The 18,180-nt window shown below is 68.4% G+C and carries 13 protein-coding genes and 1 pseudogene; 3 read left to right on the top strand and 11 right to left on the bottom strand.

Annotated elements, in window-relative coordinates:
* Positions 1–12 precede the first annotated feature (12 nt).
* The 5 genes from AB5J62_RS08595 to AB5J62_RS08575 form a co-directional block, all read right to left on the bottom strand.
* Entirely contained in the window at positions 13–933 is a 921-nt protein-coding gene (locus AB5J62_RS08595; protein WP_370947600.1) for an SMP-30/gluconolactonase/LRE family protein, read from the bottom strand.
* Between the two features lie 173 nt (positions 934–1,106).
* Positions 1,107–1,766 carry a histidine phosphatase family protein gene (locus AB5J62_RS08590; protein WP_370947599.1) on the bottom strand — a complete coding sequence of 220 codons (660 nt, stop codon included), beginning with the start codon at positions 1,764–1,766 and terminating at the stop codon, positions 1,107–1,109.
* The gene (locus AB5J62_RS08585; RefSeq protein ID WP_370947598.1) at positions 1,767–2,819 is read right to left on the bottom strand and encodes a phosphotransferase family protein; all 1,053 of its coding nucleotides are present in this window, start codon (positions 2,817–2,819) and stop codon (positions 1,767–1,769) included.
* Positions 2,816–3,556 carry an SDR family oxidoreductase gene (locus AB5J62_RS08580; protein WP_370950214.1) on the bottom strand — a complete coding sequence of 247 codons (741 nt, stop codon included), beginning with the start codon at positions 3,554–3,556 and terminating at the stop codon, positions 2,816–2,818. The genes AB5J62_RS08585 and AB5J62_RS08580 overlap by 4 nt, the downstream gene beginning before the upstream one ends.
* 122 nt (positions 3,557–3,678) lie before the next feature.
* Entirely contained in the window at positions 3,679–4,863 is a 1,185-nt protein-coding gene (locus AB5J62_RS08575; RefSeq protein ID WP_370947597.1) for a S8 family peptidase, read from the bottom strand.
* A 223-nt stretch (positions 4,864–5,086) separates the two neighbouring features.
* On the opposite strand from AB5J62_RS08575, the gene AB5J62_RS08570 reads away from it, so the two are divergent.
* Positions 5,087–5,986, top strand: coding sequence for a hypothetical protein (locus AB5J62_RS08570; protein WP_370947596.1), 900 nt, complete (start codon positions 5,087–5,089; stop codon positions 5,984–5,986).
* On the opposite strand, the gene AB5J62_RS08565 is transcribed toward AB5J62_RS08570, so the two are convergent.
* Positions 5,983–7,611 (bottom strand): acyl-CoA synthetase, encoded by a 1,629-nt coding sequence (locus AB5J62_RS08565; protein ID WP_370947595.1) that lies wholly within the window; start codon positions 7,609–7,611, stop codon positions 5,983–5,985. The two genes, AB5J62_RS08570 and AB5J62_RS08565, sit on opposite strands and share 4 nt — an antisense overlap.
* Positions 7,612–7,795: 184 nt before the next feature.
* On the opposite strand from AB5J62_RS08565, the gene AB5J62_RS08560 reads away from it, so the two are divergent.
* Positions 7,796–9,487, top strand: coding sequence for a bifunctional 3'-5' exonuclease/DNA polymerase (locus AB5J62_RS08560; RefSeq protein ID WP_370947594.1), 1,692 nt, complete (start codon positions 7,796–7,798; stop codon positions 9,485–9,487).
* Between the two features lie 101 nt (positions 9,488–9,588).
* The gene (locus tag AB5J62_RS08555) at positions 9,589–10,320 is read left to right on the top strand and encodes an RlpA-like double-psi beta-barrel domain-containing protein (protein WP_370947593.1); all 732 of its coding nucleotides are present in this window, start codon (positions 9,589–9,591) and stop codon (positions 10,318–10,320) included.
* A gap of 23 nt (positions 10,321–10,343) precedes the next feature.
* Here the strand turns inward: AB5J62_RS08555 and AB5J62_RS08550 are convergent.
* The 5 genes and pseudogenes from AB5J62_RS08550 to AB5J62_RS08530 form a co-directional block, all read right to left on the bottom strand.
* Positions 10,344–11,512 (bottom strand): annotated as a pseudogene (locus AB5J62_RS08550) (IS110 family transposase).
* Between the two features lie 346 nt (positions 11,513–11,858).
* On the bottom strand, positions 11,859–12,650 hold the full coding sequence (locus AB5J62_RS08545) for an SDR family NAD(P)-dependent oxidoreductase (protein ID WP_370947592.1): 792 nt from the start codon (positions 12,648–12,650) through the stop codon (positions 11,859–11,861).
* Between the two features lie 27 nt (positions 12,651–12,677).
* Positions 12,678–16,559, bottom strand: a complete 3,882-nt coding sequence (gene hrpA / locus AB5J62_RS08540) for an ATP-dependent RNA helicase HrpA (protein ID WP_370947591.1) — start codon at positions 16,557–16,559, stop codon at positions 12,678–12,680.
* Positions 16,560–16,654: 95 nt separating this feature from the next.
* Positions 16,655–16,861 (bottom strand): hypothetical protein, encoded by a 207-nt coding sequence (locus AB5J62_RS08535; protein WP_370947590.1) that lies wholly within the window; start codon positions 16,859–16,861, stop codon positions 16,655–16,657.
* Between the two features lie 143 nt (positions 16,862–17,004).
* On the bottom strand, positions 17,005–18,168 hold the full coding sequence (locus AB5J62_RS08530; RefSeq protein WP_370947589.1) for a lactate 2-monooxygenase: 1,164 nt from the start codon (positions 18,166–18,168) through the stop codon (positions 17,005–17,007).
* Between the last annotated feature and the right edge of the window lie 12 nt (positions 18,169–18,180).

Raw genomic sequence — 18,180 nt, 5'->3', positions numbered from 1 at the left:
GGGTAGCGCGTCCTACACGCTGGTCACGGCGATGGCGGGCTCGTCCAGGCTGCCGAGGTAGAGCTTGCCGCCGTGCTCGCGGACCCCGGTGAGCATGTGCCAGCCGTCGATCTCACCCCTGAGCTCGCGTTCGACGGTCCCGTCCGCCGCCACGCCCAGCACGCCGACCTCGCGTTTCGGCGCGGGCTGCAGCCCTGGCGGCAGCGACCGGACCAGCGAGCGCAACGGTGACGGGAGTTTGCGGACGACGTCCAGCGCGGGCACCTTCGGGCTCGCCTGGGTGACCCAGATCAGCCCGTCACTGCCGGTCGAGATGTTGTCGGGGAAGCCGGGCAGGTCGTCGAGCAGCGTGTCGACGGTGCCCGCCTTGTCACCGGTCAGCCAGACCCTGGTGACCTTGAACGAGCCCGTCTCGGCGACCGCGACGAACGACTCGTCCGGCGGCAGCGCGACGCCGTTGGCGAACTGGAGGCCGTCGGCGACCAGGTCGATCGTGCCGTCGGTGTCGCGGCGCAGCAGGCGGCCGCCCGCGGTCTGCTCGATGAGGTCGTCGCGCCAGTGCGTGATCGGGAAGCGGCGCGAGGAGTCGGTGAAGTAGATGGTGCCGTCCTGCGCGACGGCCGCGTTGTTGCAGAACACCAGCTTGAGCCCGAGCGCTTCGGTGGCGAGCGTGGTCACCTTGCCGCCGTTGATGCCGACGGTCAGCAGGCCGAGGTTCGCGTCGCAGACGAGCAGCTCGTCTTCGCCGTGCAGTTCGAGGCCGAGCGGGCGGCCGCCGGTGTGCGCGATCTTCTCGATCCGCGAGCCGTCGGGACTCAGCCGGAGAATCCGGCCGTCCGCGAGGCCGGTGTAGACCTGGCCTTCGGCATCGACAACGACGTCCTCCGGCCCGTGCCCGCCGACCGGGATGACCTTGACCTCGCCGAACCGCATCGGGTCCTCCTAGGGGGTGTTTCTCGGATGGGGTGGGATGAGAGTCGTGATCCAGGTGGTTCCTGGCGGTGCCGTGGGATCGCCCTCGTACCGGGTTGTACTCGGGTGATTCCGCGGTGCCGCCAGGGGCCGCCTGGGCGCGGCTATCGCGTGCCCCATCCGAGAAACACCCCCTAACGATACGTAAGCATTCCCGCGTTCTCCGCCTCGAAGTGCGGGTGCTCGTTGAACGACAGCAGTGTGACACCGCCACGGCCGGAAATCAGCTTGGTGATCCCCCCGTTCACCGTGACGCGGTTCAGCTTCACCAGCCCGGCGGCAGGCGTGCCCATCAGCGCGCCACAGACCGTCGCGATCACGCCGCCGGAGGTGAAGACGACGGCGTTCTCGCCCTTGCCGAGATCGGCGGCGAGTTCGTGCGTCGCCGCGGTGACCCTGGCCAGGAACGCGGGCCAGGTTTCCAGGCACGGGCCGGTTTCGCCCGCGTCGCACCACGCGGTCAGCGCGACGTCGAGTGCCTGCTGATAGGCGCGAGAATCATCGCCCTGCTGAGCGCCGCCCGCGTGGTGGCGCGCGATCTCGACGTGGTCGTACTCGTTCCAGCGCGAATCTTCGACGACCTTCACGTCGCTGCCGAGTTCTTTGAGCGCGGTCGCGGCCGTGTCACGCTGCCGGGACAGCGAGCCCGAGCGCGCCTGCGCGAACTCGACGCCGCGCCGCTTCAGTTCGGCTCCGACCACAGTGGACTGCTCGAAGCCGCGCTCGGACAGCTGGTCGTAGTCGGCGGCGCCGAACGAGGCCTGCCCGTGCCGGACCAGGTAGATCGCGCCCATTCACGCACTTCCCTTGCTGATGATCTCGCGGCAGCGCCAGTCGAGATAGCCGACGAACTGCCAGTAGTCCTTGAACCGGGGATTGTGCGTGTCCCCGTTGTGGAAGCGGAAGTAGATCTGCTGGATGACGACGGCGAGCCGGAACAGGCCGTAGACCTCGTAGAACCGCCAGTCGCCGATGCCGAGACCGGTGCGCCGCGCGTAGTGCTCGACGAACTCCTGGCGGGTGTACATGCCGGGCAGGTCGGTCGGCTGGCGGCGGCTGGCCTTCATGCCGTCGTCGTCATCGGCCTGCACCCAGTACGCGAGCGTGCTGCCGAGTTCCATCAGCGGGTCGCCGAGCGTGGCCATCTCCCAGTCGAGCACGCCGACGATGTCGAGCCGGTCGTCGAGGATCAGGTTGTCGAGGCGGTAGTCGTTGTGGATGAGGCAGATCTTGACCTCACCCGGCTGGTTCGCCGCGAGCCAGGCCATGACCTCGGTGAACTCGGGGACGTTCTCGGTGTGCGATCTGCGCAGGCGCTCCGACCAGCCGCGGATCTGGCGTTCGACATACCCGGCACCCTTGCCGAGGTCGGCGAGCCCGGCGGCCTCGACGTCGACGGCGTGCAGGTCGACGAGCCGGTCGACGACCTTGCCGCTCAACGCCCGCGCCGCGGCTTCGTCCAGCTGAAAGCCGTCCGGCAGCTGCCGCCGGAGGATGAGCCCGTCGAGCCGGTCCATGACGTAGAAGTCGCCGCCGATGATTTCGGGGTCGTCACAGAAGGCCTTGACCTCCGGCACGTAGGGAAAGACCGGCTTGAGTCCTTTTTGGACCCGGTATTCGCGGCGCATGTCGTGCGCGGACGCCGCCTTGTGCCCGGCCGGCGGCCGCCGCAAGATCAGATCGCGGTCCGGATAGGACAGCAGGTAGGTCAGATTCGAGGCCCCGCCAGGGAATTGGCGCACCTCGGGCGTGCCGTCGAGCCCATCGACCCGGGATTTGAGCCAGGCGTGCACGGCTTCGACGTCGAACGCGTCCTCGGTGCGGACGGCCACGGTCTTGTCGCTCATACGAGCTTCCGCATGACGGCGTCGGGCAGCACCCGGAAGACGACACTGAGCGGCGCCCACGGAAAGGTCGGCACGTACGCCTTCGCCTTCTCCGTCTCGATCGCCTTGACCAGCGCCTTCGCCCCGGTCTCCGCCTTGGCGACCAGCGGGTTGCGGCCGTCGCGCACGTTCATCCCCGACTCGATGAAGCCCGGCATCAGCGCGGTGACCTTGATCGGCGTACGGGCCAGGTCGATGCGGATGCCGTCGGCGAGCGAGGACAGCCCGGCCTTGGAGGCGGCGTACGCGGTGGTGTTCCCGGCCATCCCCCGCAGCTTGGCGAACGACGACACCACGACGAGGTGACCGTGGTTCTGCTCGCGGAAGATCTCCAGCGCCGCTTCGCACTGGGCGAGCGCGGAGACCAGGTTCGTCTCCAGCGTCTGCTTGTTCGCGTCGAACCGGCCGGTGCCGATGGGCTGGCCCTTGCCGATGCCGGCGTTGACGATCACCCGGTCCAGCCCGCCCAGCTGCTCGCGGAACTCCTTGAACGCGGTGAAGACGTCGTCGTGGTCGTTCACGTCCAGCCCCCGGGTGACCACGGTGGCTGGCTTGAGCTCCTCGGCGAGCGCGTCGAGCCGATCGGTCCGGCGGGCGCAAAGCGCCAGGTTGCGACCTTGGGCGGCGTACAGCCTGGCCATGCCCTCGCCCAGCCCGGAACTCGCGCCCGTGATGACGATGTTCTTCCGCATGGCCAGCACCCTACCGCCTGGTAACAAACCTGACCAACCAGTCGGTATGCGCCCGGCCCGGAAAAGCCCGAAAGCCACTTTCGGCAGATGCGATCTGACGAAAGTGGCTTTCGGGCTTCAACGAGCGGTCAGCTGCCGATGTAGAGCAGCTTGTTCGGGGTGCCCGAGCTCGGGTTGGTGATCTTGCCCGAGGTGGCGCTGCCCGTCAGCGCGTCCGCGACCTGCGCGGGGGTGGCGTCCGGGTGGGCCGAGAGGTACAGCGCCGCGGCGCCCACCACGTGCGGCGTGGCCATCGAGGTCCCGCTGATGGTGTTGGTGGCGTCGTCGCCGCCGACGCCCCAGCTGGAGGTGATTCCGACGCCCGGCGCGTAGATGTCCACCGACGCGCCGAAGTTCGAGAAGCTGGCCTGCTTGTCGGTCTTGTCCGAGGCGGCGACCGTGATGGCCTCCTTGACCCTGGCAGGCGAGACCTTGCTGGCGTCCTGCGACTCGTTGCCCGCCGCGACGCCGAAGGTGACGCCCTTGGCGATGGCGCCCTTCACCGCGGAGTCGAGCGCGTCGTCCGCGCCGCCGCCGAGGCTCATGTTGGCCACCGACGCGCCCTTGGCGTTGGCCGCGACCCAGTCGATGCCCGCGACGACCTGCTCGGTCGTGCCGCTGCCGTTGGCGTCGAGAACACGGACCGGGACGATCTTGACGCCCTTGGCCAGGCCGTACTCCGTGCCGCCGATGGTGCCCGCGACGTGCGTGCCGTGGCCCTGCTCGTCGGTCGGGTCGTCATCGTTGTCGATGAAGTCCTTGCCACCGGAGACCCGGCCGGCGAACGTCTTGTGGGTCGCCTTGACACCCGTGTCGATGACGTACGCGGTGACGTTGTCGGCCTTCGTCGCGTAGGTGTACTTGCTGTCCAGCGGCAGGTCGTGCTGGTCGACCCGGTCGAGACCCCACGACGGCGGGTTCTGCTGGGTGTCGGAGATGTGGAACCGGCGGTTCTGCACCACGTAGTCGACGGCCGGGTCGGCGGCGAGCCGCTTCGCCTCGGTCTCGCTGGCGTGGATCGAGAAGCCGTGCAGCGCCGCACCGTAGGTCCGGCCGACGTTGGCGCCGAACTTCGAGGCGAGGTTCTGGGCCTGCGCGACGACGTCCGCCTTCTTCAGAACGACGATGTAGCTGTCACTCACCGCGTCGGCGCCGCCCGCCGCACGGATCTGGCCTTCGGGCTGGGCTGCCAGTGCCGGTGCGGCGGTGGCCACCGCCACGGCCGCGACCGTGATCCCGATCGCCGCTCGCCGGTACCTGTGAGAGTTGCCCATTGGGTCCCTTTCTGCCGGTATGTCATGACGTTGCTGGCAGTCAGCCAATCGTGACTCTCGCGGCTGGGCAATGATTCACAGTTACCAGTACTAGGCCATTCGGAGTAGGTAACAGGCACTCTTCGGAGTAACGGGTCCAGGTGATGAGCGTAGGCAGATCGTTACTTCAAACTGATAATGTTGTTCGTGTTGTTACCGAAGCGGGGGGGCGGTCATCCAGCACATGAGCTCCGGAATCACCACGTTCGCCACCGCTCTGCGGTCCGCGATCGAGGCGAGTGGACTCAGTCTCGACCGGATCCAGGCCCGGTTGCAGACCCGTGGCGTCTCCGTCAGCGTGACCGCGCTCAGTTACTGGCAGTCAGGGAAGCGCCAACCCGAACGAGCGAGTTCGTTGTCCGCCGTGCGCGTGCTCGAAGAGCTGCTGTCGATCCCGTCGGGCGCGCTGCTCGGCCTGCTGCCGCCACCGCGTCCCCGTGGCTCATCCTCCCGCAGAAATCTGCGCACCGCAGATCAGCCGCTGACCTTCCCCCGCGAAGAGCTGCAGGCGCTGCTGGAACAGGTCGGCGCGCCGGACGCGCTCGACCTGCGTCACCAGCTGAAACTGGTCGGCCTGCACGACCAGTGCGACATCGCGCCCGACGGCGGCCAGCGCGCCGTGACCGCACGCGCGGTCTTCCAGGCGGACGCCGACGGCCAGGACCGCTGGCTACTCGTCTATGCCCAGGGCGACCCCGACGCAGATCCCCCGTCGCTGGAGGCGCTGCGCAACTGCAGTGTCGGCCGCACGGCCGCGTCCGAGCACGGGCTGCTGGTCGCCGAGCTGCTGTTCGAGCGCGCGATCAACCGCGGCGAGACCCATCTCATCGAGTACTCGCTCGCCAACTCCGGACCGCCGTATCCGGAGTGCCGGAACACGCATTACCGCGAGTTCCGCCGCCCGGTGCGCGAGTACCTGCTCGAGGTCCGCTTCGACGAGGCCAACACCCCGCGCAAATGCTGGCAGTACTCACGGACCGGGCTCGCCGAAGACCGCCGGGAGCTTCAGCTGGACGCCGCGGGCGGCGTGCACGCCGTCGCGCTCGACTTCGGGCCCGGCGTCTTCGGCATCGAGTGGGACTAGGAAAGCTTGTTACGCAAGACCTTGCCGGTCGCGTTGCGCGGCAACTCCTCCAGGAACTCGACCTCGCGCGGCACCTTGTAGCGCGCCAGGTTGGACTTCACGTACTCGCGCACGCCGTCGACGTCCAAACTGGAGTCCTCGGTGCGGACGACGAAAGCCTTGAGCCGCTGGCCGAACTCCGCGTCCGGCACGCCGATCACGGCCGCCTCCAGCACGTCCTCACGCTCGACGAGCAGGTGCTCGACCTCGATCGGGTAGACGTTCTCGCCGCCGGAGATGATCATCTCGTCGTCGCGGCCGTCGATGAAGAGCAGGCCGTCCTCGTCGAAGTGGCCGACGTCGCCGGTCGACATCAGGCCGTCGACGATCTCCTTGGTGCGGCCGTCGGTGTAGCCGCCGAACGACAGGCCGCTGCCCGCGAACACCCGGCCGACCGTGTGCGGCGCGGTCACCGGCTTGCCGCCGGAGTCGAACAGCGCGACCTTGCAGCCGACCGGCGCACGGCCGACGGTGCCGGGCGCCTTGCGCCAGTCCTCGGGGGTCGCGACGGTGACCACCGCGACCTCGGTCGAGCCGTAGAGGTTGTGGATGACGTCGCCGAACGCGGCCGTCGTGCGGTTGCCGAGGTCCGGTGACAGCGCCGAGCCCGCGACGAAGACGATCCGCAGCGACGACGTGTCGTGGCGGCCGAGCACCTCGGCGGGCAGATCGACGATGCGCTGCAGCATGGTCGGCACCAGCACGAGCGAGGTGCATCGATGCTCGGCGATGCCACGCAGCGTCTCTTCCGGATTGAACTTGCGCCGCATCACGACGGTCGAACCCAGCGCGAACGCCAGGATGAACTGGGAAAGCCCGGTGCCGTGGAACAGCGGCGCGCCCATGAACATCGCCTCGCCCGAGCGCAGCGGGATGCGGTCGAGGAACTGGGCCGAGTGCAGCACCGAGGTCTCGGCGCGCGGGGCGCCCTTCGGTGTGCCGGTGGTGCCGCTGGTCAGCAGCACGAAACCACCGGGCTTCGCCGGCGCGGGCCAGGCGCGGTCGTCGGTGCTGGCGATGAGCTCCTCGAGCACCGGGGTGTCCTCGTCGGGACGGTCGCCGTCGACCCACGCGAGGTAGCGGTCGACGTCCGGGGACACCGCGTCGAGCAGGCCGGTGAACTCCTGGTCGTAGACGAGCGCCTGGACGCCCTCACGCGACGCGACGTCGGCCAGCTGAGGCTTGGCGAAACCGGTGTTCATCAGCAACAGGCGGGTGCCGAGTTTGCCGGCGGCGAGCATGGTGACGACCAGGCCCCGGTGGTCACGGCAGAGCGCGGCGATGACCGAGCCCGGCTTGATACCGCGCTCCGACCAGGCCCTGGCGAGCGCGTTGGAGCGCTGGTCGAGCTGCTTGAAGGTCAGCGGACCGAGCTCGTCGACGATGCCGACGGCTCGTGGGTCACGCCGCGCGGCGATCTGGGTCGCGCCCGCGAACGGGCCGTACTTGCGGACCGCGACGACCGAGCGCAGCCCCTCGTCCACCCGGGGAAACGGGACCAGCCCTGCCTGCCACATCACCTCGATGCTGCGGAGCGTCTCCGTCACCTTGCCGGCGATCTCGGACACGCTGGGCGGGTACTTCATCCGGGCACCTCCGTTGCTGCGGACCGAACGCGCACCCCATACCCACGGTTTCGACGTACCGTCGGTATGGGGTTCCTTCCGACAGTAACCGACGGCCTGAACGAACGCATTAGGCCGTTCGCTGAATGTCAGGTCGTGATCATGGCGCGCGGAAACTGTCGGTGGGCAGGCGCACAATGCTCAGGTGCGGGTGATCGCGGGAGCGGAGGAAGATGGACGGTACGCGTTAGCCGGGTCCGGACTGGACAGACGGGACCTTTCGGCGGAGGAGTTCGCGCGGGCCGCGGCGGAGATCGAGCGGGAGAACGCGCCGCGCTGGGTGTTCGCGTCGGTGGAACAGACGTATCCCGTGCTGCTGCGGGCCGGGGTTCGGGTGCGGCGGTGCCACGATCTGGCACTGGCCGAGGGTCTGCTGCTGATGCACGAGGGCAGGGAGTCGGAGTCGCGCAGCCTGATCGCGGCGCTCGCGCGGCTGCGTGGCGAGGAGCCTCCCGTCGAGGGCCCGGCGCACGGCGAGGACAAGCAGCCGACGCTGTTCGAGACGCGCGGGCCGTCGCTGCCCGAGGGCGTCCGGATGGTCGAGGCCGCGGCGCTGGTGCTCGACGAGCAGGAACGGCGTGCGGGCAAAACGCCGCACGCCGACCGGCTGCGGCTGCTGTTCGCCGCCGAATCGGCGAGCGCGCTGGCGGCCGCCGAGATGTCGGTGGACGGGCTGCCCTGGCGCGCGGACGTGCACGCCGCGCTGCTCACCGAGACATTCGGCCCTCGCCTGCCGTCGGGGCAGCGGCCGAAGCGGCTCGTCGAGCTGGCGGCGAAGATCAGCGAGGCGTTCGGTGGCCGCCCGGTCAACCCGGACTCCCCGCCCAGCGTCGTGCGCGCGCTCGCCCGCGCGGGTATCGAGGTGCCGTCGGCACGGGCGCACCTGCTGCGCGGCATCGACCATCCGGCCGTCGCGCCGTTGCTGGAGTACAAGGAACTCGCGCGCCTGTACGCCGCGCACGGCTGGGGCTGGCTCGACGAATGGGTCTCCGACGGCCGCTTCCGCCCGGTGTACGTGGTCGGCGGCGTGGTGTCCGGCCGCTGGGCGAGCCGGGGCGGTGGCGCGCTCCAGATCCCGAAGACCCTGCGCGGCTGCGTCCGCGCGGACCCCGGCTGGAAACTGGTCGTCGCCGACGCCGCCCAGCTCGAACCCCGCGTGCTCACCGCGCTGTCCGGTGACCGGAGGCTGGCCGAGGTCTCCGGCTCGACCGACCTCTACGACTCGCTCGCCAAGGCGATGTTCTCCGGCGCCCGCTACGTCCCGCCCGCCAGCGACGACCGGGACGACCGTTCGCGCGCGAAGATCGCGATGCTCTCGGCGATGTACGGCGGCACCTCCGGCGAGGCGGGCCCGCTGCTCGCCTTGCTACGCCAGCGTTTCCCGGAGGCGGTGTCCTATGTGGAGCACGCGGCGCAGGCGGGCGAGCGCGGCGAACGGGTCCGCTCCCGGCTCGGCCGCACCTCCCCCGCCCCGTCCGAGGCCTGGCGTGCGCTGACCGGCGGCGCCACCGAAGACTCGGCGGCGGAAACGAAGGCCCGCCGCGCCTCCCGCGGCTGGGGCCGGTTCACCCGGAACTTCGTCGTGCAGGCGAGCGCGGCGGACATGACGGCGGTGATGCTGGCGATACTGCGGCAAAATCTTCCCTCGCCCGCTCATTTGGTGTTCTTCCAACACGACGAGGTCTTGGTGCACGCGCCGGAGGAATTGGCGGAAGAAGTCACCCGGAAGATCGAAGAAAGCGTCGCCGAAGCGGCCCGGTTGATGTTCGGCCCGTCCTGCCCGGTCCACTTTCCGTTGCACATCACCACAGTGGACAGTTACGCCGACGCCAAATAACCCCTGCGATTACCGGTTTCCGACCGTCCAATGGCACCTTTCACCCTGCCGCCATTGGCGTTCCGCCAAGCCTAGACTCGTGCTCGCCAAAGGAGGCAAGCATGAGAAAGTTCCTTTGTGTACTGGCGACGATGTCGCTCGTTCTCGGCACCACCACCACGGCGCGGGCCGGCGTCGAGGTGATGACCTGGGTGCCTTCCTACACATTGTGCAAATTGGTCCCCGCTTCACTCTGCCTGAAAACCGCGGACGGCCACACACTCCAGATCCTCGACGCCGACGTGACACTCGGGCTGGCCGACTGCGTCGACCTCCCCACCACACACGGCCCGTACGTCCGCGTCTACGACAACCTCGAACTCGAAGCCATCGATCCCGCGCTGGTGCTGCAGATGCGGACCGGTTCCTGCGACGACGGCGAAGTCGCCATCCTCGACACCGCCTTCGTCAACGCCGACACCTTCCTCATTCACCCGATCGAGGGCTCAGTGGCGCTCGGCAAAGTGCCGATCGACGACGACGCCACGGTCACGGACTTCACCGGCAGGGGAGCCTGCGGCAGGACGAACAGCAACAGCGACCTCGTCTTCGCCCTGCCCGCCTCGATGTTCGACCCGGCGCCGGGCGGCAACCCGAACTCGAGCAGCTTGTGCGGCCGCAAGGCGCGGATCACCAACGGCTCGGAGTCGGTGATCGCCACCGTCACGGACCGCTCCGACTCACCGCAGCCACCCGGCAAGTTCGGCGACATCGACCTGTCACCGGCCGCCTTCGACAAGATCGCCAACCGCGACGAAGGCCGCACCAAGGTCACCTGGCAGTTCGTCAGCTGAAAGACATCCCAGGTCCGTAGATGTCAAGCCGCGGTGGAGGTGATGTGGTGCGACCAGGCGGTTGTCTCGTTGTAGAGGGTGCCGGTTTTGAGGCATCCGTGGAGGATGCCGACGAGTCGGTTGGCGAGCTGGCGCAGGGCGGCGTTGTGGCCGCTGCCGCGGGCGCGTTGCGTGTCGTAGTAGGTGCGTGCCCCGGGCGAGAAGCGCAGCGCGCTGAACGCCTGGGTCAGCAACGCGTCAATGAGCCGATCGTTGTGGATGAACCGGGCCAGCGCGACTTTCTTCTTGCCCGACGCTCGGGTGATCGGGGAGGTCCCGGCGTAGTTCTTGCGGGCTTTGGCGGTGGCGTAGCGGTCGGGGTCGTCGCCGAACTCCGCGAGCACCCGGGCGCCGAGAACCGACCCCAGACCAGGCTGGGACAGGATGATCTCAGCGGCCGGGTGCTGCCCAAAATAGGCATCGACCTGCCTTTGCAGGGCTTTGACCTGGGTGTCGAGGACGTTCAGGACCGCGATCAGCGCCTGAACCGAGGCGGCGTAAGCGGCCGCCACCACTTCGGGCTGGCCCAGGTGCTCGGCGCGCAGCGCGGCCTGGACCGCGGCTGCTTTCTCCGCGATGTTCTTGCGACGCGCCCGTTTCAACGCGGCGCTGATCTGAGCGATCGTCAGCCGGGCTGCCTGGGCCGGGGTCGGGGCCTTGCCCAGCAGTTCCAGGGTGTCGGCGGCGTCGAGGTCATCGAAAGCGGCCAGCGCGGCGGGGAAATAGTCCCGCAGCGCGTGCCGCAGCCGCTGCGTGTGGCGGGTGCGTTCCCAGATCAACGTCTTGTGGGTGCGGGCAACCACCTTCACCGCCTCGATCTGGGCGCTGTCACCGGCGACCGCCCGCAGCTCGTGGGCGTGGGTGCGGGCCATGTCGGCCAGCACATGCGCGTCACCGGCATCGCTCTTGGCACCCGAGACACCCAGCCGGTCGCGGAACCTGGCCGCCTGCAACGGATTCACCGCCAGCACCGTGTACCCGGCGGCGACCAGCGCCCGCACCCACGGACCCCGGTCGGTCTCGATCCCGACCAGCACCTCGGCTTCGTCGGCGTCGTCACCGATCAGCTCACCGATCATCGTATGCAGCCGGGCCATCCCCGCCACACCCTCCGGCAGCCTGGCTCTGCCCAGCCGACGGCCGCGGCGTCCATCACCTCCACATCGTGGTGGTCCTCAGCCCAGTCATCTCCCACGAAAAGCCGCAAAAGTCCTCCCGATCTCGATCACCTACAGCAGCCAGCGGGAGAACCTCAGCGACCTAATCAAACAGTGCTTCCCACCACGAACACGCGGGGCACGACATCCCATCAGCGATCAACTCTCCCGGCCCACCAGCAGGGGCACTGTCTTTCATCAGGACTCAAGCGTCCAGGACATCCGAGTGCTCACCCGCCGACCGGCTACCACCAGGAGTGTGCCGGATAGCCCACTCCCAGAACTGATTAGGACTCGTGAGTGTTCCCAACGGTTCTCACCGCCGGGAACACTCACGACCTCTCAGCGGTTGTGGCGCTGACCTTCCGCCATCTGGTGCGCGATGCGGTCGGAGCCGATGCGGCGTGCGACGCGGGCGGCGGTCTGCGGGGCGATGGTGGCGAAGAGCGTCGAGGCTTTGAGCACCGGCGGCGCCACGTCGATCTCGGCCTTGTTGTCGCGGATCGCGCGCACGACCGCGGCCGCGACGTCTTCGGGCGTGCGTGTGCCGACGCCGGGCGGAAGCTGAGCGCCGCCGTCGGCGAACATGCCCGCGTCACGGATGAAGCCGGGGTTCACACTGCTGACGCCGACGCCGCGCGGGTTCCAGTCCTCACGCAGGCCGAGCGCGAAGCCACGCAGGCCTAACTTCGTCGCGCTGTAGAGCGAACTCGCCGGCGCGGCCACCTTGCCGGACAACGACGAGATGAACACGATGTGCCCGCTCCCCCGCGCGAGCATCGGCTCACCGAAGACGCGGGTCAGCACGATCGGCGCACGCAGGTTGATGTCGAGCGCCCGGTCGATCTCATCGGTGGTGTACGACTCGAGCACGCCCCCGCCGGGCAGCGCCGCGTTGGCGACCACGATGTCGACGTCGCCGGACTCCTTCGCAAGCCGTTCCACTTCCGCGGCGTCGGCGAGGTCGGCCGCGATCACCCGGCCGCCGATCTCGCCCGCCAAGCCTTCGAGCACCCCGGCGCGGCGCCCGGTGAGGATGAGGTCCGCACCTTCGGCACGCAGCCTGCGTGCGATGGCCTGGCCGAGACCGCCGGTCGCGCCGGTGATCAACACTGATTTCCCGCGAAGGTTCATGCAGCGCATGTTACCCACGAGTACAAGCTAGCCGGTCGCGTCGTCGAGCGCGCGGACCACACGCTTGAGCGACACCGGATACGCGGTGCCGAGCGTCTGCGCGAAGAAACTGACCCGCAGCTCCTCGATCATCCACCGCACATCACGCAGCGCGGGCGACGAAGTGCCGGGCGGCTGGGCGTCGAGTGCCTTCTTGTACTCGCCGAGCAGCCACGCGATGTCGGCCATGCGCTGGAGGTCGCGAGTCGGCTCGGTCGGCAACTTCTCCAGACGGCGTTCGATGCCGCGGAGGTAGCGCGTGACGTTCGGCAGCCGGTCCTGGCCGGTTTCGGCGAGGAAACCCGCGTGTACCAAGCCTTTCAGCTGGGCGCGGATGTCCGCGAGCGACTCCGCGGGGCCTCGGGTGTCGGCGAGCCGGGTCTCGACGTCGTTGGCGGCGCGCAGGATGCGCTCGGCTTCGAAGAGCACCGTCAGCGTTCCGGCGTTGAGGCCGGCGCGGACTTTTTCCTGCAGTGTAGCGAAACCGGCTTCGTCCCAGACCGGACCGCCGTTGTCGGTGACGAGCTTGTCGATCGCGCAGTCGACGCAGTCCTCCAGCAGTGCCGCGACGCTGCCGTGCGGGTTGCGGTTGAGGACGAGTTTGGCCTGGTTGTTCAGGTTGCGCACGGCGTACTTGACCGGTGATGGCACGTTGAGCCGCAACATCTTGCGGGTGCCCGCCCACATGGCGTGCGCCTGCTGGGCGGGGGTGTCGAGCAGGCGCACGGCGACCGTCTCGCCCTCGTCCACGAGTGCCGGGTACGCCTTGACGTCGTGGCCCGCGCGCTTGCCCGCGAACACCTTCGGCAGTTCGCCGAACGCCGGTTTGGTCAGGCCCGCCTTCTCGACCGAGCTCGCGGCCGCCGAGATCGACGCGCGGACCTCGCCGCTCAAATCGCGTTTGAGGGCCTCGATGTCCTTGCCCTCGGCGACTTTCTTGTTCTTGTCGAGCACGCGGAAGGTGATCTTCAGATGCTCCGGGACAGCGGACAGCTGCCACGCGTCGTGCGGGATCTCGACGCCGCGTAGTGCTTCGAGTTCGTCGGCGACGACGTCGAGCAGCGGCCCGTCGGCCGGGCTGACGCGCGAGAGCACGAGCTTCGCGTGGTCGGGCGCCGGGACGAAGTTGCGGCGGATCTGCTTCGGGAGCGACTTGATCAGCGAGGTGACGAGTTCCTCGCGCAGGCCGGGCACCTGCCAGTCGAAACCGTCCTCGGTGACCTGGTTGAGCACCGCGAGCGGGATGTGCACGGTCACGCCGTCGGCGTCCGCGCCCGGCTCGAACTGGTAGGTCAGCTTGAACGTCTGGCCGCCGTGGCGCCACATGTCCGGGTAGTCCCGCTCGCTGACATCGCCGGCGGACGAGTTGATCAGCATGTGCTTTTCGAAGCTGAGCTGGTCCGGTTGCTCGTGCCGGGCCTTCTTCCACCAGCTGTCGAAATGCCGTGCCGACACGACGTCGGCGGGTACACGCTGGTCGTAGAACTCGAACAGGGTCTCGTCGTCGACCAAGATGTCGCGGCGGCGTGCGCGGTTCTCCAGGTCTTCGACTTCTTCGAGCAGCGCGCGGTTTTCGGCGAAGAAGTGGTGGCGGGTGGTCCAGTCGCCGTCGACGAGCGCGTGACGGATGAACAGCTCGCGAGACAGCTCCGGGTCGATGCGGCCGTAGTTGACGCGGCGGTCGACGATCAGCGGGATGCCGTACAGCGTGACCTTCTCGATGGCCATCACCGCGCCCTGCCTGCGCTCCCAGTGCGGCTCCGAATAGGACCGTTTCACGATGTGCGCGGCCAGCGGTTCGATCCACTCCGGCTCGACGCGGGCGTTGACGCGGCCCCAGAGTTTCGACGTCTCGACGAGTTCCGCCGACATCACCCAGCGCGGCTGCTTCTTGAACAACGCCGAGCCGGGGAACACCGAGAAACGCGCACTCCGCGCGCCGAGGTAGTCGCCCTTGGCAGGGTCCTTGAGGCCGATGTGCGACAGCAGGCCCGCGATGAGCGAGGTGTGCACGTGCTGCGGGTCGGCGTTCTCCGAGTTGAGCGTGATACCGAGCGGCTTCGCGAGCTGGCGGAGCTGACTGTAGATGTCCTGCCACTCGCGCACACGCAGGTAGTTCAGGTATTCGTTGCGGCACAACCGGCGGAACTGGTTGCTGGACAACGCCTTCTGCTGTTCCTTCAGGTATTCCCATAGGTTCAGGTAGGCCAGGAAGTCCGAGGTCTTGTCGACGAACCGCGCGTGCTTTTCGTCAGCGGCCTGCTGCTTCTCCGCCGGGCGCTCACGCGGGTCCTGAATGGACAGTGCGGCCGCGATGATCATGACCTCGCGTACGCAGCCGTTCGTGGCCGCCTCCAGCACCATCCGCGCCATGCGCGGGTCGACCGGGAGCAGCGCGAGCTTGCGGCCGGTCTCGGTGAGCCGCTTGCGGTCGTCGGTCGCCTCGGGGTCGAACGCGCCGAGTTCCTGCAGCAGCTGGATCCCGTCGGTGACCTGACGGCGGTCCGGCGGCTCGACGAACGGGAACGCGGCGATGTCGCCGAGCCCGAGCGAGGTCATCTGCAGGATGACCGAAGCGAGGTTGGTGCGCAGGATCTCGGGATCGGTGAACTCGGGCCGCGCGTCGAAGTCGTCCTCGGAGTACAGACGGATGCAGATACCGTCCGAGGTCCGTCCACATCGGCCTTTGCGCTGATTCGCGGACGCCTGCGAGACCGCCTCGATCGGCAACCGCTGCACCTTGGTCCGGTGGCTGTAGCGGGAGATCCGCGCGGTGCCGGGGTCGATCACGTACTTGATGCCCGGCACGGTCAGCGACGTCTCGGCGACGTTGGTCGCGAGCACGACGCGGCGTCCGCTGTGGCGCTGGAACACCCGATGCTGATCCGCCGACGAAAGCCGCGCGTACAGCGGCAGGATCTCGGTGGAGCGCAGGTCCTGTTTGGACAGCGCGTCGGCCGTGTCACGGATTTCCCGTTCCCCGGAAAGGAAAACGAGGATGTCACCGGGCCCTTCGACCATCAGCTCGTCGACGGCGTCGCAGATGGCCTGTGTCTGGTCACGGTCGGGATCGCCGTCGGGATCATCGGGGTCGACGATCGGGCGATAGCGGACCTCGACCGGGTACGTCCGCCCGGACACCTCGACGATCGGCGCGTCACCGAAATGCTTCGAGAAGCGCTCGGGGTCGATGGTCGCCGAAGTGATGATCACCTTGAGATCGGGACGCCTCGGCAGGAGCTGCTTGAGATAGCCGAGGATGAAGTCGATGTTGAGGCTGCGCTCGTGCGCCTCGTCGATGATCAGCGTGTCGTACTGACGCAGCATCCGGTCGGTCTGGATCTCGGCCAGCAGTATGCCGTCGGTCATCAGCTTGACCAGCGTGTTCTGCCCGGACTCGTCGGTGAACCGCACCTTGTAGCCGACCGTCTGGCCGAGTTCGGTGTCCAGCTCGCTCGCGATGCGCTCGGCGACCGTGCGGGCGGCGAGCCTGCGCGGCTGGGTGTGCCCGATCTGGCCGCGGATGCCGAGGCCGAGTTCGAGGCAGATCTTGGGCAGCTGGGTGGTCTTGCCGGAGCCGGTCTCCCCGGCGACGATCACGACCTGGTGGTCCTTGATCGCCGCGGCGATGTCGTCCTTGCGCTGGCTGACCGGCAGTTCTTCGGGATACTTGATCGCCGGGACGCTCTCGCGCCGGTTCCGCACACGTAGCTCGGCCGCCTCGATGTCGGCGGTGATCTGCGCGGCGACCTTGTCCTTGTCACGCGCGTTGCGGGCACCGTCGAGCCGCCGCCGCAACCGGTGCTGGTCGCGCGACATGAGTTCGGGCAGGCGGGCGCGCAACGCGCCGAGCGGGGATGGAGTGGACATACTTGGGCCAAGGATAGCGGTGCGTGACCGCCACGGCCTCCGAATATGCCCGAGGCGACAGCGAGGGCTTGTGCGCCCTCGCCGTCGCCTGGTCACTACGGCTGCTGCGGCGCGACGGCCTTCTTCTTGTTCTTCGCGGCGACACCGACGCCGACCAGAGCCAGGCCGATCACGCCGACGACGATGCCGATGGTCGGCTGGTACGGGTCGGCCCACATGAGAAGCGTGAACTGGAGGTCGAACTGGGGCAGCACCATCGAGCCGAAGCCGATGATCGCGAGGAAGATACCGAGTCTGAGCATGACGAATACACCTTCACTGAAGTAAATGACGAAAGTTCCCCAGGCCGTCCCCGTGCGGCCCCCAGCGGGGAAGCACGGACATTAGCCGATAGTGGAGGTTTTCGTATCCGATTTGCCGAAATTCACCGAAGGTCAGCGCCCGATCACGCGCGGCGCAGGTCCTCCGGGCTCAGCTCGGCCAGGCTCTTGTGCCCGGACAGCCCCAGCGTCAGGTCGGTATCGGCGAGCAGGCTCCGCAGCACGTGACGCACGCCCGCCTCGCCGCCGTGCGCGAGCCCGTAAACCCAAGGACGGCCGACGAGCACGGCCTTCGCACCGAGCGCGACGGCCTTGAGCACATCAGCGCCGGTCCGAATCCCCGAGTCGAACAGCACATCGAGCTGGTCACCGACGGCCGCCGCGATCTCCGGCAGCACGTCGAGCGACGCGATCGCGCCGTCGACCTGGCGACCCCCGTGATTGGACACGACGATGCCGTCGACACCCTCGTCCACGGCACGACGCGCGTCGTCGATGTGCTGGATGCCTTTGAGGACGATCGGGCCGTCCCAGTGCTCACGCAGGAACGACAGCTGATCCCAGGTGTGGTCGGTGCCGGTGACCATGCCGATCCACCGCAGGATCGCGCTCGGCTGGTCCTCCTCCGGCGTCTTCTCCAGCAGGCCGCGGAACACCGGGTCACTGAACCCGACCGCGCAGCCCTCGCCCTGCAGGAACGGCAGGTACGCCTGATCGAGGTCGGACGGTCGCCACGCGAGCGTCCAGGTGTCGAGCGTGAGCACGAGCGTGGTGAACCCGGCTGCCTTCGCGCGGGCAAGGATGCTCGCGCAGACGTCATGATCGCTCGGCCAGTAGAGCTGGAACCACCGCGGCCCATCACCGTTGGCCTCGGCCGCATCCTCGATGCTCGTCGACGAGGCCGTCGAAAGGATGAACGGCAGCCCGACCGACGCGGCAGCACGAGCGGTGGCCTTCTCCGCGTCGGGATGCACGATCGACTGGACGCCAACGGGCGCGACAAGCAGCGGGCCGGGCAGTTTCGTGCCGAGCACGGTCGTGGACAGATCCCGTTCGGTCGCCCCGGTCAGCATCCGCGGCACAATGCGCCAGCTGTCGAAGGCCGCGCGGTTGGCGCGCGCGGTCGCACCGGAGCCGGCGGCACCCGCGACGTAGGAGAACGGGCCGGGGCCCATCAATTCCTTCGCCGACTCCTCGAGCTTGGTGGCATCGGTCGAACAGAGCGGCAGCGTGCCGCCGTACCCCTGCAGGTAGATCTCGTTCTGGTAGCTGCCGAACCGCTCGGTCACCCATGCCTCCTC

This window comes from Amycolatopsis sp. cg5 (assembly GCF_041346955.1).
In the GTDB taxonomy this organism is placed as follows: domain Bacteria; phylum Actinomycetota; class Actinomycetes; order Mycobacteriales; family Pseudonocardiaceae; genus Amycolatopsis.
Note: the sequence above shows the minus strand (reverse complement) of the source record. Positions and strands in the feature narration are given on the sequence as shown.